The sequence below is a fragment of the Bacillus sp. FSL K6-1284 genome (assembly GCF_038002625.1).
Lineage (GTDB): Bacteria > Bacillota > Bacilli > Bacillales > Bacillaceae > Bacillus > Bacillus paralicheniformis.
On sequence record NZ_JBBOCW010000001.1, the window covers coordinates 2,082,369 to 2,103,816 of the forward strand.

Annotated in this window: 22 protein-coding genes; 14 read left to right on the forward strand and 8 right to left on the reverse strand. The window is 42.1% G+C overall.

The annotated features are described in order from the left end of the window. Positions 1-35 precede the first annotated feature (35 nt). The 6 genes from MHB72_RS10900 to MHB72_RS10925 all read left to right on the forward strand — a co-directional run bounded on the left by MHB72_RS10900 (position 36) and on the right by MHB72_RS10925 (position 2,036). Positions 36-542 carry a redoxin domain-containing protein gene (locus MHB72_RS10900; RefSeq protein WP_075213276.1) on the forward strand — a complete coding sequence of 169 codons (507 nt, stop codon included), beginning with the start codon at positions 36-38 and terminating at the stop codon, positions 540-542. 71 nt (positions 543-613) lie between these two features. Beyond that, positions 614-739, forward strand: coding sequence for an FbpB family small basic protein (locus MHB72_RS10905; protein WP_023857590.1), 126 nt, complete (start codon positions 614-616; stop codon positions 737-739). A 68-nt stretch (positions 740-807) separates the two neighbouring features. After that, a complete protein-coding gene (locus tag MHB72_RS10910) occupies positions 808-951 on the forward strand; it encodes an acid-soluble spore protein N (protein WP_003182261.1) in 144 nt (47 codons plus the stop codon). A 25-nt stretch (positions 952-976) separates the two neighbouring features. Continuing rightward, positions 977-1,213, forward strand: a complete 237-nt coding sequence (tlp, locus tag MHB72_RS10915) for a small acid-soluble spore protein Tlp (protein WP_023857589.1) — start codon at positions 977-979, stop codon at positions 1,211-1,213. A gap of 104 nt (positions 1,214-1,317) precedes the next feature. Further along, positions 1,318-1,734, forward strand: a complete 417-nt coding sequence (locus MHB72_RS10920) for a YbgC/FadM family acyl-CoA thioesterase (RefSeq protein ID WP_020451607.1) — start codon at positions 1,318-1,320, stop codon at positions 1,732-1,734. Continuing rightward, positions 1,734-2,036, forward strand: coding sequence for a hypothetical protein (locus MHB72_RS10925; protein WP_020451608.1), 303 nt, complete (start codon positions 1,734-1,736; stop codon positions 2,034-2,036). Before MHB72_RS10920 ends, MHB72_RS10925 begins: the two co-directional genes overlap by 1 nt. A gap of 222 nt (positions 2,037-2,258) precedes the next feature. Here MHB72_RS10925 and MHB72_RS10930 read toward each other — a convergent pair whose 3' ends face one another. The 4 genes from MHB72_RS10930 to plsY all read right to left on the reverse strand — a co-directional run bounded on the left by MHB72_RS10930 (position 2,259) and on the right by plsY (position 5,330). Continuing rightward, positions 2,259-2,621 (reverse strand): YxeA family protein, encoded by a 363-nt coding sequence (locus tag MHB72_RS10930; RefSeq protein WP_130569491.1) that lies wholly within the window; start codon positions 2,619-2,621, stop codon positions 2,259-2,261. Positions 2,622-3,047: 426 nt separating this feature from the next. Continuing rightward, a complete protein-coding gene (locus tag MHB72_RS10935) occupies positions 3,048-4,079 on the reverse strand; it encodes a YdcF family protein (RefSeq protein ID WP_128822463.1) in 1,032 nt (343 codons plus the stop codon). A 267-nt stretch (positions 4,080-4,346) separates the two neighbouring features. Next, entirely contained in the window at positions 4,347-4,634 is a 288-nt protein-coding gene (locus MHB72_RS10940; RefSeq protein WP_020451611.1) for a HesB/YadR/YfhF family protein, read from the reverse strand. Between the two features lie 102 nt (positions 4,635-4,736). Continuing rightward, entirely contained in the window at positions 4,737-5,330 is a 594-nt protein-coding gene (plsY, locus tag MHB72_RS10945) for a glycerol-3-phosphate 1-O-acyltransferase PlsY (RefSeq protein ID WP_023857586.1), read from the reverse strand. Between the two features lie 178 nt (positions 5,331-5,508). Here plsY and MHB72_RS10950 point away from each other — a divergent pair, with 178 nt between their 5' ends. The 3 genes from MHB72_RS10950 (at position 5,509) to parC (ending at position 10,641) form a co-directional block, all read left to right on the forward strand. Continuing rightward, on the forward strand, positions 5,509-5,922 hold the full coding sequence (locus tag MHB72_RS10950; RefSeq protein WP_075754574.1) for a CoA-binding protein: 414 nt from the start codon (positions 5,509-5,511) through the stop codon (positions 5,920-5,922). 323 nt (positions 5,923-6,245) lie between these two features. Further along, the gene (parE, locus tag MHB72_RS10955) at positions 6,246-8,213 is read left to right on the forward strand and encodes a DNA topoisomerase IV subunit B (RefSeq protein WP_216920678.1); all 1,968 of its coding nucleotides are present in this window, start codon (positions 6,246-6,248) and stop codon (positions 8,211-8,213) included. A gap of 4 nt (positions 8,214-8,217) precedes the next feature. Beyond that, positions 8,218-10,641, forward strand: coding sequence for a DNA topoisomerase IV subunit A (parC, locus tag MHB72_RS10960; protein ID WP_216920680.1), 2,424 nt, complete (start codon positions 8,218-8,220; stop codon positions 10,639-10,641). 296 nt (positions 10,642-10,937) lie between these two features. On the opposite strand, the gene MHB72_RS10965 is transcribed toward parC, so the two are convergent. Continuing rightward, positions 10,938-12,029, reverse strand: coding sequence for a GntR family transcriptional regulator (locus MHB72_RS10965; protein WP_020451616.1), 1,092 nt, complete (start codon positions 12,027-12,029; stop codon positions 10,938-10,940). Positions 12,030-12,380: 351 nt separating this feature from the next. Here MHB72_RS10965 and MHB72_RS10970 point away from each other — a divergent pair, with 351 nt between their 5' ends. The 4 genes from MHB72_RS10970 (at position 12,381) to MHB72_RS10985 (ending at position 17,863) form a co-directional block, all read left to right on the forward strand. Beyond that, on the forward strand, positions 12,381-13,988 hold the full coding sequence (locus tag MHB72_RS10970; protein ID WP_216920682.1) for a xylulokinase: 1,608 nt from the start codon (positions 12,381-12,383) through the stop codon (positions 13,986-13,988). A gap of 24 nt (positions 13,989-14,012) precedes the next feature. Further along, the gene (locus MHB72_RS10975) at positions 14,013-14,708 is read left to right on the forward strand and encodes an L-ribulose-5-phosphate 4-epimerase (RefSeq protein WP_039072737.1); all 696 of its coding nucleotides are present in this window, start codon (positions 14,013-14,015) and stop codon (positions 14,706-14,708) included. A gap of 43 nt (positions 14,709-14,751) precedes the next feature. After that, a complete protein-coding gene (araA, locus tag MHB72_RS10980; RefSeq protein ID WP_020451619.1) occupies positions 14,752-16,176 on the forward strand; it encodes an L-arabinose isomerase in 1,425 nt (474 codons plus the stop codon). Between the two features lie 280 nt (positions 16,177-16,456). Continuing rightward, entirely contained in the window at positions 16,457-17,863 is a 1,407-nt protein-coding gene (locus MHB72_RS10985) for a sugar porter family MFS transporter (protein WP_020451620.1), read from the forward strand. Positions 17,864-18,089: 226 nt separating this feature from the next. On the opposite strand, the gene MHB72_RS10990 is transcribed toward MHB72_RS10985, so the two are convergent. The 3 genes from MHB72_RS10990 to MHB72_RS11000 all read right to left on the reverse strand — a co-directional run bounded on the left by MHB72_RS10990 (position 18,090) and on the right by MHB72_RS11000 (position 19,682). Next, positions 18,090-18,872, reverse strand: coding sequence for a (S)-acetoin forming diacetyl reductase (locus MHB72_RS10990; RefSeq protein ID WP_020451621.1), 783 nt, complete (start codon positions 18,870-18,872; stop codon positions 18,090-18,092). A 310-nt stretch (positions 18,873-19,182) separates the two neighbouring features. Continuing rightward, on the reverse strand, positions 19,183-19,308 hold the full coding sequence (locus MHB72_RS10995; RefSeq protein ID WP_020451622.1) for a hypothetical protein: 126 nt from the start codon (positions 19,306-19,308) through the stop codon (positions 19,183-19,185). A gap of 29 nt (positions 19,309-19,337) precedes the next feature. Then, positions 19,338-19,682 carry a hypothetical protein gene (locus tag MHB72_RS11000; RefSeq protein WP_020451623.1) on the reverse strand — a complete coding sequence of 115 codons (345 nt, stop codon included), beginning with the start codon at positions 19,680-19,682 and terminating at the stop codon, positions 19,338-19,340. 327 nt (positions 19,683-20,009) lie between these two features. Here MHB72_RS11000 and MHB72_RS11005 point away from each other — a divergent pair, with 327 nt between their 5' ends. Then, positions 20,010-21,422 (forward strand): alanine/glycine:cation symporter family protein, encoded by a 1,413-nt coding sequence (locus MHB72_RS11005; protein ID WP_020451625.1) that lies wholly within the window; start codon positions 20,010-20,012, stop codon positions 21,420-21,422. The last annotated feature ends 26 nt before the right edge of the window (positions 21,423-21,448 follow it).

Sequence of the window (21,448 nt, forward strand, 5' to 3'; positions counted from 1 at the left end):
CTTTTTTCAGCGTGATCCTGAATTGGAGGTTGCCGATGATGAAAAAATTGCTGGCTGCCGCGTTTCTTTTCGTTTTGGCCGGTCTTGCGGTATGGAACTTCACAGGGCAAAAGGAAGCCGAAATCGGCATTGCGAAAGGAGACAAGGCGCCTGATTTTACGCTTCCGTCTTTAAAGGATGGAAACGAAGTATCTTTATCAGACTTTAAAGGAAAAAAAGTGCTGTTGAATTTTTGGGCCACCTGGTGTAAACCGTGTGAAATAGAAATGCCTGCAATGGAAGAACTCCAAAACGAAAATCAGGACATTGCTGTTTTGGCCGTCAACTTTACCTCTTCCGAGAAAAACGAAGAGTCGGTCAAAACGTTTGCCGAAAGGCACGGTTTACATTTCCCTATCGTCTTAGATCGAACGGGCATCAATGCGAAATACGAGATTTTTTCGTATCCGACAACATTTATTATTGATGAAAACGGAATGATTCAAGATATCGTCCTTGGGACGATGTCGAAAAAGAATATGGAAGAAAAGCTGGGATTATAAAAAATCCCGGCTTTTTTGCTTATATCGCCCAAAAAATGGTGAAAATGAAAACAAGCTGGAGGTGATTCAACATGAAAAAAACGAAAAGGCGGACATTTGAAGAACTTGTCTTGGAAAACAAAAAGGAGCTCATGACCAACCAGGAGTTTCTTGATCGGCTGGAAGATAAGCTTGAAGAGAAATTTAAGCTGAAGTGACTTTTTAAAAATCGATTCATGTTTACGCTCCTTTTTGAGAATCCTAATGCTGAAAAGGAGGGATAGACATGCCGAGGGAACATGACAAACAGTCTAAATTTGCCCCAAGCCATCTTGGGACAAAACCGGTAGAATATAAGCGCAACAAAGGAAAAAAGATGCATGATAAATCAGGAGAAACGCCGATCATTATGCAGACAAAGGGCGAGTAAAGAAGAAAAGGAGGCAGAGACCCGCATGACACACCAAAAACATCATCCGGATGACAGATCAGACAACGTGGAGAAGCTTCAAGACATGGTGCAGAACACAATCGAAAATATCGAGGAGTCTGAGGAGCAGCTGTCTTTTGCCAACCAGGCGGAACAGGAGCAGATCCGCGAAAAAAATCAACGCCGAAATGAGAGCATTGAGGCGATGCGCAATGAAATCCATGACGAGGCGGAAGACCGCGAAAACGGATATCATCAATAAACCAGGGCGACCTGGTTTTTTTGCATGAAGCCGTCTGTCGTGTTTTTGCCCATTCTATATGCTAAGATTGGATTATATATATTGTGAAAAGGGAGTAGAGGAATTTGTACGTCTCAAAAAAAGAAATAGAAGTCCGCTATGCCGAAACAGACCAAATGGGCGTCGTCTATCACGCCAATTATTTGATTTGGATGGAGGTTGGACGGACGGCTTTAATTAAAGAACTCGGCTTCTCTTACGCCGAAATGGAGAAAGACGGCATCCTGTCGCCTGTCGTGGATATCAATGTCCGCTACGTCAAACCTCTTCGCTACGGTGAAACCGCGACGGTACATACATGGATTGAAGAATATAACGGCTTTAAAACGGTATATGGGTATGAAATCTTCAATTCCGCTGGTGAAACCGCTGTGAAGGCCACATCGTCCCATATTTGCGTTGACGGGGACAGCTTCAAACCGGTTCAGTTCCGTAAGCTTTATCCAAAGTGGCATGAAGCTTATGAAGAGGCCAAAAAGTAATGGCATTCGGTATTAAAAGAAACGAGCTGAACGAATGGAAGCGCGCCGTTTTAAACGGCGAAGTTGCGTTCCTCACGCATTACTGGCTCGATGACAGGTATCCGGATGTCAATACCGTGACAAAAGCCGGATGCGGCAACATTGATAAGCTTGCAGAGTGGGGCAAACAGTACGGACTGAAAAAAGAGTGGATCCATAAAAGAAGCAAATTTCCTCACTTTGATTTATTGGGAGAGAAGCAGATCGAGATTTTAAAACAAGAAAAGCTCTCAAGCCATATCAAGCGTTTCAGGCTCGAATAATCCGGTGTTTTAGAGAAACCCGGACACCCTTGAAACAAGCAAGGATTGTCCTTGCTTGTTTCATCCTGACGAGCAAACATTGAAGGAGAAAAAGTCGGAACGATATCTTTAGTTTCAAGATGTGTACCTTAGTGTTTTTCATGCCTTGATAAGGCCGCAGTCATTTTATTTTTCGTGAAAAAGTCCCTAAAACAAGAAGTTTTAGGGAGCAGAGTGAGCGTCTCATTGACTTTGATTGTTTAATTTGTGCAGGATGTCCTGATCTATTTGCTTCTCGCTTGCTTTTTCTTTGCTGGATATGATTTCTCTTCTGTCTTCCCAATGAATAATATAATACTGACCTTTCTGCATTTTTTCCTGAGAAGAGAGTTTTAGGTTTTTGGGTTTTCCATCTTTATCATAACCCGTAACATCATAGTTATAATTTATATATGTGTATCCATCACTTGTTTTTTCTTTAACGACTTTTGGATCTGTTGTAATTTTGACGTAATAAGCTTCCGTTGAATAATATCCGGAATATAAAAAATAGCCCCCGGCCAAAATCATCAGTCCTACCGTTAAAATCCCTAAAAACCATTTCATCTTTTATCACCTCGAACCCATCATATATAAAACCTCCAAACGAAACCATTGATTTATCTTACATATTCCTTTCACTGTTGTAAGTATTTAAAGTCCAAGCGCACCAAAAAAACAGCTACTTGAAGTAGGAAGAAGCATTGAGAAAAAAGAATCTGTTCACCATTAGATCTGATAAGGGTAAATTGAGGCTTTAGCATTTGAGAAAATCACTTTTCAGTTGTGGCTTGTTGCAGATAAAAGAAGGGGAGGTTTTTGCGAAATAGGGGGAAAATCGTTTTCCATTCTATCAATCGCTGTTATGCTGACTATTAAAAAGATATTTGAAGCATCAGTGCAGTGAAATTATATTTTCCAAGCAAAAAGACACCTTTTTGGTGAAGATGTCCTTCGAAAATACCCATCATAATCCATTGAGACTGCCATTTTTTAATCAATGAAAAAATTAAATGCGGTCAAAAGGATAGAAATACCCAATATAGTTCCCACGACAATGCTATGCCGTTTACGATTCATCACAACAACAGCGATATATTCACGGATCATGGCGTTCGGCCAATAATAAAAAGCGGTCTTTGAACCGATGCCATCGCTTTTCAAGCCTGCTCGTTTTGCATATAGGCTGGCACGGAACAGATGGAAATTGTTTGTTGTGAAGATGCTGTTATATTTGCCGTCTGTTAATGAGTCCATCAGTTGTTTGGAGAAAAGCATATTTTGATATGTATTTACAGAACGGTCTTCTTTCAAAGTGTGCTCTCCAGGTATCCCTTTTTTTATAGCATATCTTTGCATGGCTTCGGCTTCAGAAAGATTTTCATCAGGTCCTTGCCCGCCGGAGAAAATGATTTTTGGCGGAGAAGCAACAGCTGTCTGTTTCCAATAAAAATCGACAGCCTTATTGATCCTGCTTGCTAAAAGCGGGGGGACTGTATCGTTAATTAATCCACTCCCGAGAACGATGATGTAATCCTGATTAAGCTTCGGTCTGTTAAATTGATATAGAAAATAAGCTGTTAAGAAATTTGTTAAATGAAAAAAGAAATAGATCGTAATAAGCGATGATCCCGCAAACAATGGCTGAACATTTGGCGATAAAAAACGAGCGGGGTCAATCACGGATAATAGGAAAAATATGATAATGCCTAACCCGGAAATTAAAGTCAAACAATTAGACAATCGCCGTCCTTCTCTTTTGATAAGAATTCTCGCATTCAGAAATAACCCGATCATTAAAGCAAATAGACCAAACGTTAGGATAAAGAAAAAGATCAGCAGCGGTACAATGACGAACAGTCTGAAAAAACCGATTCCGACAACGTATGCCAGATAGTAGGATAGAACAAGAAATGAACAAAAAAATAGATTGAATAAAAAACCGTTGATGATCCTTCTTCGGTCCGTTAAATAAAAGATCAGAAAAACAGCTAGCAAAATAAAGGTTATCACACCGTAAACCATGTCAAACACCTCGATATCAATGACTCTGTATAATATGGGAAAATCCTTGCCGGTTTATTTTAGACGAACTGCATTTTAGATATACAGAATCTATACTCACTCGGTTATTCGGGAGGTGTACGCAGCGTACGGTGTGCAGCTGCCGCACACTCAGGCGAGCCAGTCTATGTGTTGGAAGGCTTTTTTCGGTACTTTAATTAAGATGAAAAATAAAAAAACTTGCAGAAAAACAAGAGTTTCTCTGCAAGCTTTATAAAATGCTCTTTTTTACTGATATTCAAAAACAGGCTCTTCCGAAGATTCGTTATAGGTGACAAGCAGATCATGGCCGTCGAAATACCATACATCGCTTTCTTCAACGAAAAACGTAATGCCGTCTTTTTCCGCGCTCACACCGATTTGCTGCGGCTCATCTTTTGAAACCCCAAGGGAGAAGCCTTTTTGAACATTGCTGCAGCCTCCGTAACGGACAAAGAAGCGAACCTGATCTCCTTCTTTTAAATCAAGCTCGTCCTTATACCATTTAAGCGCCTCTTCATTAATTTTCAAATTCACGGGCAAGCACTCCTTCATCATTTGTTTCAAAGCATGCTGAATCTATTTATAGTATATAACGATTTTGTCCGATCATGAAAATATAATGTTTTTCGGATAGGCTCATTTTTTGCCGGACATCCACTTGATTTTGGGCTCGGTTTTATCCATAATGCGTTTAATGTTCGTCCTGTGTCTGTATACGACAAACGCCGTTAGAAAGGCGACGACTGCCACCAATAAAAGATCTTTCGTAAACAGGCTGTAAACCGTTGTATACAAGCCGGTTAAAATGGAAGAAAGCGATACATATTTTGTGATATACAAAAACAGAAAGAACACAGCAATCATTGTGAGAAACAGAAAAGGCTGATAGCAAAGCAATACGCCTCCGGAAGTAGCGACAGCTTTTCCGCCTTTAAATTTTGCGAACACAGGGAACATATGCCCGATGACTGCGGCTACACCGGCCAACAAAGGGTGTACGCCGATGTGGAGGATGGTGGGCAGAAAGGCGGCGAGCGTCCCTTTCAAAATATCCGCAGCCACCACGATGGAGCCGGCTTTCACCCCAAGTGTCCGGAATGCATTGGTGGCGCCAAGATTGCCGCTGCCGTGTTCCCTGATGTCGATTCCTTTGGCGGCCTTTCCGACAATTAAGCCGGACGGAATGCTGCCGAGTAGATAGGCTAAAACAAATAATAAAGCAATTAACATTTCATTTCTCCTTTTTAGATGATCCCTTCTCTTTATTTTAACATGAGAGGCGCTTTTCATGACGGCTTTTCTTTAGAAGTACCGTATATATCATACAAGATAATGCGCCCTAATCATATGAAAATTTTGATTATCGCCTTTGATTTCGTGTAAACTGAACGTAAAAGGAGTGATCGCCATGGAAAACCCTTCTAAACAGGAAATCAAAAGCATTCTTGAAAACAGTAAACGAATCGCGGTAGTCGGCCTGTCCGACAATCCTGAAAGAACATCGTACATGGTATCAAAAGCGATGCAGGACGCGGGATATGACATCATCCCTGTCAATCCGTCCATAGATGAGGCGCTGGGCGTCAAGGCTGTGGCATCATTAAAAGACATTGAAGGACATGTCGATATCGTCAATGTGTTCAGAAGATCCGAACATTTGCCCGATGTCGCAAAGGAATTCCTGGAGATAGACGCAGATGTGTTTTGGGCGCAGCAGGGGCTTGTCAACGAAGAAGCTTATCGGCTTCTGAGCGAAAAAGGCTATACGGTGATTATGGATTTGTGTATAAAAGTGGCACACGCGTTAACAAAATCGGCATAAAAAAGACAAAAATCCTTGTTTATTCAAGGGTTTTTGTCTTTTTTATGCGAGAATATGTTTGCGAATTGCTGTGAAAAACGGCTACAATAAGTCTTGGACAGTTTTTTTAAGAATGATTTTCCAATTGCTGGTGGAAAAGCCTTGTCCTCCAGGGGGCGAATCGTGTAAAATGACGGCTGTGCAAAAAAACGGCATTCATTTTAACATTTTCCCGACAATGCTTGAAGCGATTGGAAAAGAATCGGATAATACTTTGCTTTACATGACAGAGTGTGTATTATTCTTTATAAGCAATGTTTGATTTTTGAAAGGGGTTTATGCATTTGGTTAAGAAACAGCAATTTGACTATAATGATGATTCCATACAGGTGCTCGAAGGCCTTGAAGCGGTCAGAAAACGCCCCGGTATGTACATCGGTTCGACAGACAGCCGGGGTCTGCACCATCTCGTATATGAAATCGTCGATAATTCCGTCGATGAAGTCCTTGCGGGCCATGGGAATCATATTATAGTAAAGATACATAAAGATAACAGCATATCGGTGCAAGACAGAGGCCGGGGAATGCCAACAGGAATGCATAAGCTCGGCAAACCGACTCCCGAAATTATTTTGACAGTGCTGCATGCCGGAGGAAAGTTCGGCCAAGGCGGCTATAAAACGAGCGGGGGGCTGCACGGCGTCGGTGCATCCGTTGTAAACGCCCTGTCTGAGTGGCTGACAGTCACAATTGAGCGGGACGGAAATGTTTACAGGCAGCGTTTTGAAAACGGCGGCAAACCGGTGACATCCCTTGATAAAATCGGAACGACCAAAAAGACCGGCACCCTGATTCATTTCAAGCCTGATCCTACGATGTTCAGCACAACGACTTTTAACTTTGAAACGCTTTCAGAGCGTCTGAGAGAATCAGCCTTTTTGTTAAAAGGATTAAAAATCGAATTGATCGATGAACGCGATCAAACAAAAGAAACGTTTTTATACGAAAACGGAATCGAAGCTTTTGTCGCTTATTTAAATGAGGAGAAAGACGCGCTTTCTGAAGTGGTCTCATTTGAAGGGGAGCACAACGGCATCGAGGTGGACTTCGCGTTTCAATTTAATGACGGCTATTCCGAAAACATCCTGTCATTCGTCAATAATGTCAGAACAAAGGACGGAGGAACCCATGAGTCCGGTGCGAAAACGGCGATGACAAGAGCATTCAACGAATATGCGAGAAAGGTGGCCCTTTTAAAAGAAAAGGACAAAAACCTTGAAGGAACGGACATCCGGGAAGGCCTGTCAGCCATCGTTTCCGTCCGGATTCCAGAAGAGCTTCTTCAATTTGAAGGACAGACAAAAGGAAAGCTCGGCACGAGTGAAGCAAGATCAGCCGTTGATGCGATCGTCTCCGAGCAGCTCGCATATTTCCTTGAAGAAAACAGGGAAACGGCAACATTGCTCGTCAAAAAAGCGATTAAAGCCTCCCAGGCAAGAGAAGCTGCGAGAAAAGCAAGAGAAGAGGCAAGAAGCGGAAAGAAAAGAAAGAAATCCGAAGCGACGCTCTCCGGCAAGCTGACGCCTGCACAATCAAGGAATCCGTCCAAAAACGAATTGTACCTCGTGGAGGGTGACTCTGCCGGAGGATCAGCAAAGCAGGGAAGAGACCGGAAATTCCAGGCTGTCCTGCCGCTCCGCGGAAAGGTTATCAATACGGAAAAAGCGAAGCTGGCCGATATTTTTAAAAATGAAGAGATCAATACGATTATTCATGCGATCGGCGGAGGGGTCGGCGCTGATTTTGACATTGAGGACATCAATTACGACAAAGTCATCATCATGACAGATGCGGATACAGACGGCGCTCATATCCAAGTGCTGCTCCTGACTTTTTTCTACCGCTATATGAAGCCGCTGATCGAGCACGGAAAAGTGTTTATCGCGCTGCCGCCGCTCTATAAAGTCAGCAAAGGGTCTGGCAAAAAAGAAATCATTGAATATGCTTGGTCTGATGAAGAAATGGACGACGTCCTCAAAAAAGTCGGAAGAGGATATGCGATTCAGCGCTATAAAGGTCTCGGCGAAATGAACGCTGACCAGCTTTGGGAAACGACAATGAACCCCGAATCAAGAACGCTTGTCAGGGTTAAAATCGATGACGCAGCCCGTGTGGAAAGGCGCGTGACGACATTGATGGGCGACAAAGTTGAGCCGAGAAGAAAATGGATTGAGAAAAACGTCGCTTTCGGACTTGATGAAGAAAGCAACATTTTAGAAAACGAGAATTTATCGGTCGCTGAGGAGGTTTAAATAAATGGCACAGCCAGAGATTTATCATGATTTACCATTGGAAGACGTGATCGGCGACCGTTTCGGCCGATACAGCAAATACATTATTCAGGATCGGGCGCTCCCTGACGCCAGGGACGGCCTGAAGCCTGTTCAAAGAAGAATCCTATACGCCATGCATGCGGAAGGGAACACGCACGATAAGAATTTCCGCAAGGCCGCAAAAACGGTCGGTAATGTAATCGGGAACTATCATCCTCATGGAGACAGTTCGGTCTACGAAGCGATGGTGCGGATGAGCCAGGACTGGAAGGTTCGCAACGTGCTGGTTGAAATGCACGGTAACAACGGAAGCATCGACGGTGATCCGCCGGCTGCGATGCGTTATACAGAAGCAAGGCTCGCAGCGATCGCTTCAGAGCTTTTGCGAGATATTGACAAAGAAACGGTCGAGTTTGTGCCAAACTTTGATGATACAAGCAAGGAGCCCGTCGTCCTTCCGGCGATGTTTCCGAACCTGCTTGTCAACGGATCGACAGGGATTTCCGCCGGGTATGCGACTGACATTCCGCCGCATCATCTCGGGGAAGTGATCGATGCCGTGATAAGGCGGATTGACTCGCCGAACTGCAGTGTGGATGACCTCATGGAGCTCGTAAAAGGACCGGACTTTCCGACCGGAGGAATCATTCAGGGTAAAGAAGGCATAAAAAAAGCCTATGAAACCGGAAAAGGTAAAATCATCATCAGGGGCAAAGCCGAGATCGAAACCATCAGAGGCGGCCGCCAGCAAATTGTCATTACTGAAATTCCGTTTGAAGTCAACAAAGCGAATTTAGTGAAAAAAATGGACGAATTCAGGATTGAACGGAAGGTCGAAGGGATTTCCGAAGTCCGTGACGAGACCGACCGGACAGGACTCAGAATCGTGATTGAGCTGAAAAAAGAAGCGGATGCACAAGGTATTTTAAATTTCTTGTACAAAAACTCGGATTTGCAGATTCCGTACAACTTTAACATGGTGGCTATTCATAACAGAAGACCGATGTTGATGAATCTCACATCAATTTTGGACGCTTATATCGGCCACCAAAAAGAAGTCATCACCAACCGTTCTCAGTATGAGCTGAAAAAAGCGAAGGAAAGGCATCATATCGTAGAAGGATTGATGAAAGCACTGTCCATTTTGGATGAAGTCATTGCGACGATCCGTTCCTCCAATGACAAGCGCGATGCCAAAAACAATCTGATCGAAAAGTTCGCATTTACAGAGCCGCAGGCTGAAGCGATCGTTTCATTGCAGCTGTACAGGCTGACAAACACAGATATTACGGCCCTCCAGGAAGAAGCAAAAGAACTCGACCAGAAGATCAAAGAGCTGGAAGAGATCCTTTCCAATGACAAGAAACTCTTGAAAGTGATCAAAGACAGCTTGAAAAAGGTGAAAAAAATCTATGCCGGTCAACGGCGCTCTGTCATCGAGGAGAAAATTGAAGAAATCAAAATCAATCTTGAAGTGATGGTGGCGTCTGAAGACGTTTATGTGACCGTGACGAAAGACGGTTATATTAAACGAACGAGCCAGCGGTCTTTTGCTGCATCAAACGGCCAGGACTTCGGCATGAAAGATACCGACCGTCTGCTCTGTCAGCTGGAAATGAATACGACAGACGTACTGCTCTTATTTACAAATAAAGGGAGCTATGTGTATTGTCCGGTTCACCAGCTTCCTGATATCAGATGGAAAGACTTGGGTCAGCACATCACAAATATCATATCGATCGACAGCGATGAATCCATCGTCAAGGCGATCCCTGTCAGAGAGTTTACCGAATCTGAATACCTGCTGTTCTTTACGAAAAACGGAATGGCGAAAAGAACTCAGCTGATGCAGTATAAAGCACAGCGCTATTCAAAAGCATTGGTCGCTCTTAACTTAAAAGACGACGATGAAGTGGTTGATGTTCATGTAACGGACGGAACGAAAGATTTGTTTATCGCGACACATTCCGGCTACGGTCTGTGGTTCTCAGAAGATGAGGTCAGCGTCGTCGGTGCAAGGGCGGCCGGTGTCAAAGGCGTCAATTTGAAAGACGGCGACTTTGTCGCCAGCGGGCAGGTTTTAGAGGAATCGGATGTGCTTGTGCTCGTGACCCAGCGCGGATCTATTAAGCGGATGAACCGCACTGAATTTGAAAAAACGTCACGGGCGAAACGAGGGGTTCTCATGCTGAGGGAATTGAAGAAAAAACCTCACCGCATCACTGGGCTGCTCGCATGCTCATATCATGCTCAAATCACGCTTCAAACCGAAAAAGGCATCACAGAGGAGATGCTTGTCAAAGATATCAAGCTTCATGACCGGTACAGCAACGGTTCTTTCATCATCGACGAAGATGAGGCAGGGGAAGTAACGGATGTATGGATCAGCAAACATGAACGGGAGTGAAATCGACCTGCGCCCAATTCTAGGGATATCACCACATGCCTATCAAGAATAGAGCCATTCTGCAAGACAACGAAGAATGCTGCAGAAAAAGAGCATGCCAGATAAACTTTACACAGGTTCATTTTTAAATGCTAGGCTACTTTCTTGTGATACAAGCTTTTTCCCGTATCGGTGAGATTGTAAGCGTCAAATACATGAAAATTCTCTGCTACTTAATTAATAACAGAGTAAAACAACCCAGTCCGCGTTCACGCCTTTAGTGCACATGGACTGGGTTTTCCTTGATCACACCAAGATTATTGTACATCTAACTCTTTTACGGTTTCACCTTCAATTAACACAGGCTGATAGTAGGTTTCGTTTGGTAAATCCTTCTTTCCTTGCAATTTCTTGATGACCCAATCAGCTGCATCGTGTCCCATTTGTTCTTGAGGATGTGTCAATGTTGTTAGTTTGATATTCGCATTTTTGGCAATATACGAATTGTCCTGTCCAATAATTGACAATTTGTCCGGGACAGAAATATTAAGTTGTCTGCATACATTTGCTACTTCCAATCCTACTTCGTCGTTATAGCAAACAATTGCAGTCAACACGTCTCTCTTTTCATTTAGAAACTTCTTCAGGTTTGTGTATAGTTCCAGCTTCGTCTCTGTATTGTACGAAAGCACATGCTCTGGTTGAAATCGTAATTTGGCTTCACCAAGCGCTTTTATATACCCCTTCATTCGATACTTTCCTTGTAAATCATCCATTTTTGAAATGAGACCAATTTGTGTATGTCCTTTTGATATTAATTCTTTTGTTGCGAGATAGCTGGACTGCACATCATCGAGACAAAGAAAAGGAACATCTAATTCTTCATAATAAGCATTGATCATGATGAAAGGAATATCCTGTTCCTTAAACGATAAATAGTAAGCAATATTGGGATTGTATAGATTACTTTTCGTAGGTTCAACAATTAAACCATCGACGCCAAATGACAACATCATTTCCAAAGCTTTTTTTTCTTGTTCGACATCATTATTTGTACTAGCTAATAGTAACGAATAATTAGCCTCATTCAATCTCCCTTCAATTCCGCGAATAATTGAGGGGAAAATGTAATCTGAAATGTAGGTCGTAATTACACCGATTATTTTATTATTGGAATTCCCTCCAGGTTTTGATTGATACTGATTACTTACATAAGTGCCAGACCCTTTTTCACTTCTTAAAAACCCCTCGTTCGCCAGCTCTAAAATCGCCTTTCGAACAGTGTGCCGGCTGACTTTGTATTCTTCTTGTATGGCGGATTCAGTAGGAATTTGTTCTCCTACCCTGTAAACTCCTGAAAGGATTTTACTTTTTATATCATTAATGATGACCTTATACTTTGGTTTCATTTCACTCACTTCTTTCATAGTTGTTCGCATTCTAATTTTTTTAATTGAATGATTTGTGTGGACATATTTTATCATGGCTTTCAATGAATGAAAAGATTTCACCTTATTTTCGTGAAAATGAATAAGTAATTCTAATTTTTTTCTTTAAATTTCAAGTTATACAAATGCTTTTTATTATAAGCATGAAGAGAAAAAGAATAGAAATATCGTTGTGATATTTATATGAACATATTATATTATTGATTGACAAATGTACGTACAAAAAATATACTAAGTCTGTAATTAAGTTAAGCGAAAAGGGAAATGCCTTCTTTCGAATAATATTGAAATCGCTATCAGAGGGGGGATAACGTGAAAGCGAATCAAGTAAACATCAAGCAGGCTATAACTGAAGGAGAAACATCGCTTGGAATTGAATTCGGATCCACACGTATTAAAGCAGTGTTGATTGATAGCAGTTTTGAAACAATCGCATCTGGAAGTTATGAGTGGGAAAACCGCTTGGAAGATGGATTTTGGACGTACAACTTAGTGGATATTATCACTGGGTTGCAAACAGCTTATAGTGAAATGAAGAATGATGTTGAACGAAATTATGGCATCACCATTCGCAAAATCGGTTCTATTGGATTTTCTGCAATGATGCATGGATATATGGCTTTTGACAACACAGGGGAGCTGCTTGTTCCGTTTCGAACTTGGCGTAACTCAACAACCGGTGCTGCAGCAAAAGAATTAACTGATAAATTTCAATTCAATATCCCTGAACGGTGGAGTATTGCTCATTTATATCAAGCGATATTAAATGAAGAGAAGCATTTGCCTCGCATTGATTATATCACCACTTTAGCTGGGTACATTCACTGGTTGCTGACTGGAAATAAAGCAATTGGCATTGGAGATGCTTCGGGCATGTTCCCAATTGATGAATCAACGCAAAATTACAATGAATCGATGCTCAAGCAGTTTGATGAACTGATTTCGAACAAAGGCTATCCTTGGAGGATAAAGGATATTCTTCCTGAAGTTTATATTTCAGGTGAGCAAGCAGGCGAATTAACCGAAATTGGCGCGAAAATTCTGGATCAATCAAAAAATTTACAGCCAGGTATCCCGGTTTGTCCGCCGGAAGGCGATGCTGGAACAGGAATGGTTGCTACGAATAGTGTGAGGAAACGCACTGGAAACATCTCAGTAGGAACTTCAGTTTTTGCCATGATTGTATTAGAGAAAGAACTTTCGAAAGTATATCCAGAAATTGATTTGGTAACAACGCCAAACGGCAGTCCGGTTGGAATGGTTCATGCGAATAACTGCTCAAGCGATTTGAATGCTTGGCTAGGGTTGTTTCGTGAATTTTTTGAGGCAATGGGACAAAAGGTTGAAATGAATAAATTATTCGAAGTGGTGTTGAATAAAGCATTGGAGGCTGACTCAGACGGCGGTGGCTTACTAAGCTACGGTTATTTCTCTGGTGAAAATATTACAGGACTAGAAAAAGGCCGGCCGTTATTTGTCCGCTCACCAGAGAGTCGTTTCGATTTAGCAAACTTCATGCGGACACACCTTTTTGCAGCTTTTGCAGCTTTGAAAATCGGAATGGATATTTTGACCAAAGAGGAAAATATTGATATTGATAGCATTTTAGCTCACGGCGGTTTATTCAAAACCCCTCTTGTCGGACAAAAAATTGTTGCAGCTGCAATGAATACGCCAGTATCAGTTATGGCAACTGCCGGAGAGGGCGGTGCGTGGGGAATGGCTATTCTTGCTTCTTACATGATGAACAAAGATCAACAAGAAAGCTTAGAAGATTTCCTCGACAAAACAGTCTTTGAAGAGGATGCCGGGCAAGAAATTTACCCTGATCAATTAGATGTTGAAGGATTTGAAGCATTTATCGAACGGTACAAAAAAGGTTTAATGATTGAGCAGGCCGCTGTGGATCATTTGATTTAATGAGTGGAAAGTGGAGGGGTTGACGTGCTAGAACAACTGAAAGAAGAAGTGTTACAAGCAAATTTGGACTTGCCTAAATACGGACTTGTGAAATACACATGGGGAAATGCAAGTGCCATTGACCGTGAAACTGGTTTATTCGTTATCAAACCTAGTGGTGTTGATTATGAAACAATGAAAGCTAGTGATATGGTGGTTGTTGATTTAGATGGCAATATTGTTGAAGGAGAGCTGAGACCTTCATCAGATACAGCGACTCACGCGGTACTTTATAAGCATTACCCTGAAATTGGAGGAATTGTACACACTCATTCAACTTGGGCGACAATCTGGGCTCAAGCAGGCCTTGATGTTCCGGCGATGGGGACCACTCATGCAGACACATTCTATGGTTCCGTGCCATGTGCCCGATACTTGACACAAGAGGAGGTTGATCGAGGTTACGAAGTAGAAACAGGTAATGTCATTATCGAAACATTTGAAGAGCGCGGGTTAGATATTTTAGCTGTTCCCGGTGTCTTACTTCATGGTCATGGTCCATTTACTTGGGGCAAAGATGTAAAATCAGCAGTATTGAATAGTGTGGTGTTGGATGAAGTCGCGAAAATGAATTTATTTACCCGAGAATTAAATCATTTTGCAAAAGAATTACCACAATGTATTTTAGATAAACATTATTTACGAAAACACGGTAAAAATGCTTATTATGGTCAAAAGTAAAATCAATTCTATCAAACTATTCATTTAAGAAAAGAGGGTTATGATGTTAACACAAGGAAAAAAAGAATTCTGGTTTGTCGTAGGTTCACAACATCTTTATGGGGAAGAAGCGCTTGAAGAAGTCAGAGCGCACGCGCAAGCCGTGACTGATGCATTAAATGAAAGCGCTGTATTGCCATACCCGCTTGTATTGCAAGATTTAGCTGTTAGTGCAGATAAAATCACAAGCATCATGAAAGAAGTGAACTATCGTGACGAAGTTGCCGGTGTTATCACTTGGATGCATACTTTTTCACCTGCAAAAATGTGGATTCGCGGAACAAAATTATTACAAAAACCGTTACTTCATTTAGCGACACAATTTAATGAAAGTATTCCATGGACAACGATTGACATGGACTTTATGAACCTAAACCAATCTGCTCATGGGGACCGTGAATATGGTTTTATCAATGCCCGTTTGCAAAAACAAAATAAAGTTGTCGTAGGTTATTGGGAACGCCCTGAAGTGCAACAGCAAATTGCGGAATGGATGGACGTAGCGGTTGCTTATAACGAAAGTTTCAACATCAAGGTCGCCCGATTTGGTGACAACATGCGTAACGTTGCTGTTACTGAAGGGGATAAGGTTGAAGCACAAATTCAATTTGGCTGGACAGTTGATTACTTTGGCATTGGTGATCTTGTTCAATACGTGAATGCGGTTACAGATGAAGAAATTAATCGATTGTTTGCTGAATATGCAGACCTTTATGAATTTGATTATGGTACTTACAGTCAGGAAGATTGGGAGAAGAGCGTAAAAGTACAAGCAAGCTATGAAATCGCCATTAAACGTTTCCTGGATGATGGTGGTTATAATGCCTTCACAACTAACTTTGAAGATTTATATGGGATGAAACAACTTCCGGGTCTTGCCGTCCAACGTTTGATGGCCCAAGGATATGGCTTTGCTGGTGAAGGAGATTGGAAAACTGCAGCGCTCGATCGTTTACTCAAAGTGATGAGCCGTAACCAATCAACCGGCTTTATGGAAGATTACACATATGAATTAGCTGCCGGTCAAGAATCAATCCTTCAATCACATATGCTTGAAGTTGACCCATCTTTAGCAAGCAACAAACCGAAAATTATCGTATCTCCATTAGGTATTGGTGATCGTGAAGACCCGGCACGCTTAGTGTTCGACGGAAAAGCAGGAGATGGTGTGGTTGTTTCAATGGCAGACTTTGGTACGCATTACAAACTGTTGATTAACGAAGTTTCTGCATTTGAACCAACTGTTCCGGCACCAAACCTTCCGGTGGCACGGGTGCTTTGGGAAGTGAAGCCTAACTTTCAGGATGGAGTGAAAGCGTGGCTTGAAAACGGCGGCGGTCACCATACAGTTGTTTCATTGAATTTAACAACAGACCAAATGATCACTTATGCAAAGCTGGTTGACCTGGAATATGTAGTAATTAAGTAATGCCTCTAACCTCCGAGGAGGCTCTGCTTCCTTGGAGGTGAAAAATAGGGATATCAGATATCAAAATATTCATGATTTTGTAAGCGTTATCGTTATGTTCCGGAAAAATTAAAGCGTTTAATAATAGGCGAATAAAACCATGAGGTTTAGTGAGAAATCCCACCAATATCCTAGCATGTATTTGCAGTTTGGAAACACTTTAATGATTTCTGAAAAAGCCATCGATAATTTTGGTGGCTGGATTACACAATATAATTTCAACCTTGAGGAGGGAACTTAAATGGTTAATGAAAAGAAAATCTCAAGTGGCTTCATTTATTTTTTCGGGGCTTTTGCCGGCATTCTTTTCGGTTATGATATCGGCGTTATGACGGGTGCTTTGCCTTTTCTGCAACACGATTGGAACCTTCAAGACAACGCCGGGGTTATTGGCTGGATTACTTCTTCGGTCATGTTAGGCGCTATTTTTGGAGGCGCCCTGGCCGGACAACTTTCTGATCGTTTGGGACGTCGCAAAATGATTTTAATTTCCGCTGTCATTTTTGTTGTTGGATCCATTTTGTCAGGAATAGCACCTCATAATGGGGTATTGTTTTTAATTGTTTCTCGGGTTTTATTAGGATTGGCCGTTGGTGCTGCTTCTGCATTGGTCCCGGCCTATATGTCGGAAATGGCGCCTGCACGTTTACGCGGACGGCTGTCAGGAATTAATCAAACCATGATTTGTTCTGGGATGTTGCTTTCTTACATTGTTGATTTTCTATTGAAAGATTTGCCGGAAACAATGGCATGGCGGTTGATGCTTGGTTTGGCTGCCGTACCTGCTGTGATCTTATATGTTGGAATGTTAAAGTTACCTGAATCACCTCGTTTTTTAATCAAGAACAATAAACTTGATGAAGCACGCAAGGTGTTGAGCTATATTCGCTCTAACAAAGGAGAGATTGATTCTGAAATAGCACAAATACAAGAAACTGCCAGAGAGGAAACAAAGGCAAATCAAAAAGCATCATGGGCTACACTCTTAAGTAATAAATATCGTTTTTTATTAATTGCCGGTGTGGGTGTTGCCGCTTTTCAACAATTCCAGGGTGCTAACGCAATTTTTTATTACATTCCTTTGATTGTAGAAAAAGCAACAGGGAATGCGGCAAGTTCAGCGTTGATGTGGCCGATTATTCAAGGTGTTATTCTCGTGCTAGGTTCATTGCTATTCATCATGATCGCTGATAAATTTAATCGCCGTACTTTATTAACAGTAGGCGGAACCGTTATGGGGCTGTCCTTTATTTTGCCGGCAATATTGAATATATTAATTCCTAATGCAAATCCGATGATGATGGTTGTCTTTTTAAGTATCTATGTAGCACTTTATTCATTCACGTGGGCTCCTTTAACTTGGGTCATCGTTGGAGAAATTTTCCCTCTGGTCATTCGCGGGCGCGCGTCTGGAATAGCTTCATCATTTAACTGGATCGGCTCTTTCTTGGTTGGATTGCTATTTCCTATTATGACCGCTTCGATGTCCCAAGAAGCTGTGTTTGCAATCTTCGGTGTTATTTGTTTACTTGGAGTTGTATTTATCCGGACACGCGTCCCTGAAACTCGAGGTCGCAGTTTAGAGGAAATCGAAAAAAATGGAGGAAATAAACAAATTGGCGGAAAAAGCGCGCAAATAAACCTATGAGGCTTGGAGTGGAATCGAAAGGAGCTACCTTGGGTGGCCGCTTATCGCAGGGGAAATCTTCGCACCAGTTCATTTTGAAACAGGGCGTTTCAAAAGGGAAGACGCTCTTTGGTCCAAATTTTTAAACGGGGTGTGATTGCACGAACCGTGACCATATCAGCTCTAGCTTGTTATTTCAATATGGAGGTGGAAAACTCCGCCCTCCATATTGAATATGATTTTAAAATTAATTAAATACCATTCCGCCATCAATGATAAGAGACTGGCCGGTCATATAATCTGAATCCGGCCCTGCAAGATAAGAAACGCATGCCGCTACATCTTCCGGCTCTGATAAGCGTTTTAATGCAATATTTTTAGCGAATTGTTCCATTCCCCATTCAAATGGCTTGCCTGCTTCATCAGCGGTTTGCTGTGCAATCCCCATCATCATAGGCGTTTTTACGATACCCGGACAAAAGGCGTTAACCGTAATGCCTAATTCAGCTAGATCTTTTGCCGCCGTTTGCGTAATCCCGCGAACAGCGAACTTTGTTCCGCCGTAAACTGCCAAGCCCGGGTTACCGACTTGACCGGCTTGAGAAGAAGCATTAATGATTTTCCCGCCGTGTCCAAGTTCTTTAAAGGCTTTTACAGCTGCTTGAATTCCCCAATAAGTACCGCCGACGTTAACATCATAGATTTTCCGATAATCTTCATATGTAATGCTTTCAATAGGTGTGGTTGGTCCAAGACCTGCATTATTGATCACCACATCAAGACCGCCGAGGCGTTTAACCGTTTCATCGACTGCTTTAAAAACATCGTCCCGATCAGCAACATCCACTTTAACTGCAATTGCCTTACCGTTATGCTGGTTAATGTCCTCAGCAACTTGTGTTGCAGTTTCTACATTATAATCGGCAACTGCAACAGCGAACCCATCCTCCGCCAAGCGTTTGCAGATTGCTTCGCCAATTCCTTGGCCTCCGCCAGTAACAAAAGCAATTTTTCCAGATACTTTACTCATATGAACATCTTCTTTCTATAAGTAATTGGTATTTAATTGGTACAGAAACATTATATCTTATATTTGTAGATTTGAAATAAAATCCCGGCAGTTGTTGAAAAAATGTTTAAAATTTTTCGAAAAAATTTAATTGTTTTTGAAGAAGATGGAAAAGCTGTATTTAAGTATAATAGGATTGTTCCGCTTTTACTGCACATCACAAGACGAAGGAAGACCAAATGAAAAGGCATGAATCCGTGCAGTGCCGGACTCATGCCAATCAAACTGTTTCATGAATTTTATTGTCTAGCTTTTTCAAATCGCTTCAAATTCAGCTGTCCTGGCGATTGAAAAGGTCGGTAATCGCGTGCATGAATTCAATTCCTTGAAAAACAAACAAATTGATTGCTGCTAATGAAAATAGTCCAATAATCACCGTTCTTATAATAAATAACATGTTAAAACCTCCCGTTTTTTTTCGTATGGTTATGGTTTTAAAACATGCGCTTTATCGAAATAAGAAGAGTGATAGAACACCGCGAGCATAAATGCCTTCAGATGCTCTTTCCGCCTGTTCATCATGAACGCCTGGCCGGAAGCCGCAGCTAAGATGAAGAGAAGGATGGATTCAGCTCCGAAGCCGAGTGAATTCCACAATGATTTCGCCTTTTCTTCACCATATTTGCCGGCTGTCAGTTCATGGAGTTCGTCTCCTGAAACAGCGGCTTTTTGCGTATGGTGATTTGCCGGCATCTGGGGCATTGAGAACGAATGAAGGCTCGCAATGACTAAAAAGAATATGGACAGTTGCAGAAACAATGTCTTTTTCATTTGATCTCATCCCCTTAGTATCTCATCATCTTAGCATATTTTATGTTATAAGAAAAGATGATTATTTTGTGACAGTTGGCAAATATTTATTGACAATATGAGATTTTTCGCAACGCACTTGGAATGAAAGCGCATTTTTATATATGAATAAAGATGATACTCTGCTATAATGAGCATTGGGACTAAAGTAATAATGATGTTAACAGCCTTTATGTTTAAAAGACAGAAAATTCTATCTAGTTTTTCTTGTGTCATTATTATGATATAATCCTATCATGTTAGAAAACTTAACATCAAAACAAAATTCGTTTGTTTCAGGAGGGTGCTATGGAAGAAATTTTAAGCGAAATCATCAATGTCCCGAGCCGTTTTATTTGGACTTATTTAGTCTATATATTAATAGGAATAGGCCTGTTCTTTACTTTTAAATTGAAATTCGTTCAATTCCGCTATTTCTTCGAGATGTTTCGTATCGTCGGACAAAAGGAGGAGAAAGGAAAAGGCGTCTCGTCTTTGCAGGCTTTCTTTATTTCCGCCGCTTCGCGTGTCGGCACGGGAAACCTGACCGGTGTCGCGCTTGCTGTTGCAACAGGAGGACCTGGAGCGGTCTTTTGGATGTGGGTTGTCGCACTTGTCGGTATGGCTTCCAGCTTTGTGGAAAGTACGCTGGCTCAAGTGTACAAGGTCAAAGACGGCGATCATTTCAGAGGGGGTCCTGCTTATTATATGGAAAAAGCGCTGGGCGCCAGATGGATGGGCATTATCTTTGCCGTTTTGATTACGATTACATTCGGATTGATCTTTAATGCGGTGCAAGCCAATACGATCGTCGGTTCGATGGAAGGGGCTTTCAACCTTGATAAAACAACGGTCGGAATTGTTTTGGCGGTATTGACCGGATTTATCATTTTCGGCGGTTTGAAACGCGTTGTGACAGTTTCGCAGTTGATCGTTCCGGTTATGGCGGTCATTTATCTTGGACTTGCTTTATTTGTCGTGCTGACGAATATTTCTCAAATACCGGCCGTTTTCGCGATGATTGTGAAAGATGCTTTCGGGATCGAGCAGATTGCAGGGGGTACGCTCGGTAGCATCATTATTATCGGTGCGAAGCGCGGCTTGTTTTCAAACGAAGCCGGAATGGGAAGCGCGCCGAACGCAGCGGCGACTGCCAATGTCTCTCACCCGGCGAAGCAAGGTTTTATCCAAACGCTTGGCGTATTCTTTGATACGATGGTTATCTGCAGTGCGACAGCCTTTATGATTCTGCTGTTCAATCTGACGCCGGGCAAAGAGCTTGACGGCATTCAAATTACACAAGCAGCCATGCAGCATCATGTCGGAAGCTGGGCGCCTGCGTTTGTCGCAGTGGCGATTTTCCTGTTCGCTTTCAGCTCAATCGTCGGAAACTACTATTATGGTGAGACGAACATTGAATTTATTAAAAAGAGCAAGACGACGCTTGCCGTTTACCGTACAGCTGTTGTCGCAATGGTCATCTTCGGATCTGTATCCGGTTTTCAGCTTGTGTGGGACATGGCGGATTTATTTATGGGATTAATGGCGATCATTAACCTGATTGCGATTCTGCTTCTTTCCGGAATTGCCGCGAAAGTGCTGAAAGACTATACTGATCAGCGTAAAACAGGGAAGAACCCTGTCTTTAAGGCAAGCTCGATTCCAGGTCTGAAAAACACAGAGGCTTGGGAAGACGAGAAGGAAACATTGCAATCGAAATAAACAATATGAAAAAAGGCGTCCTTGGG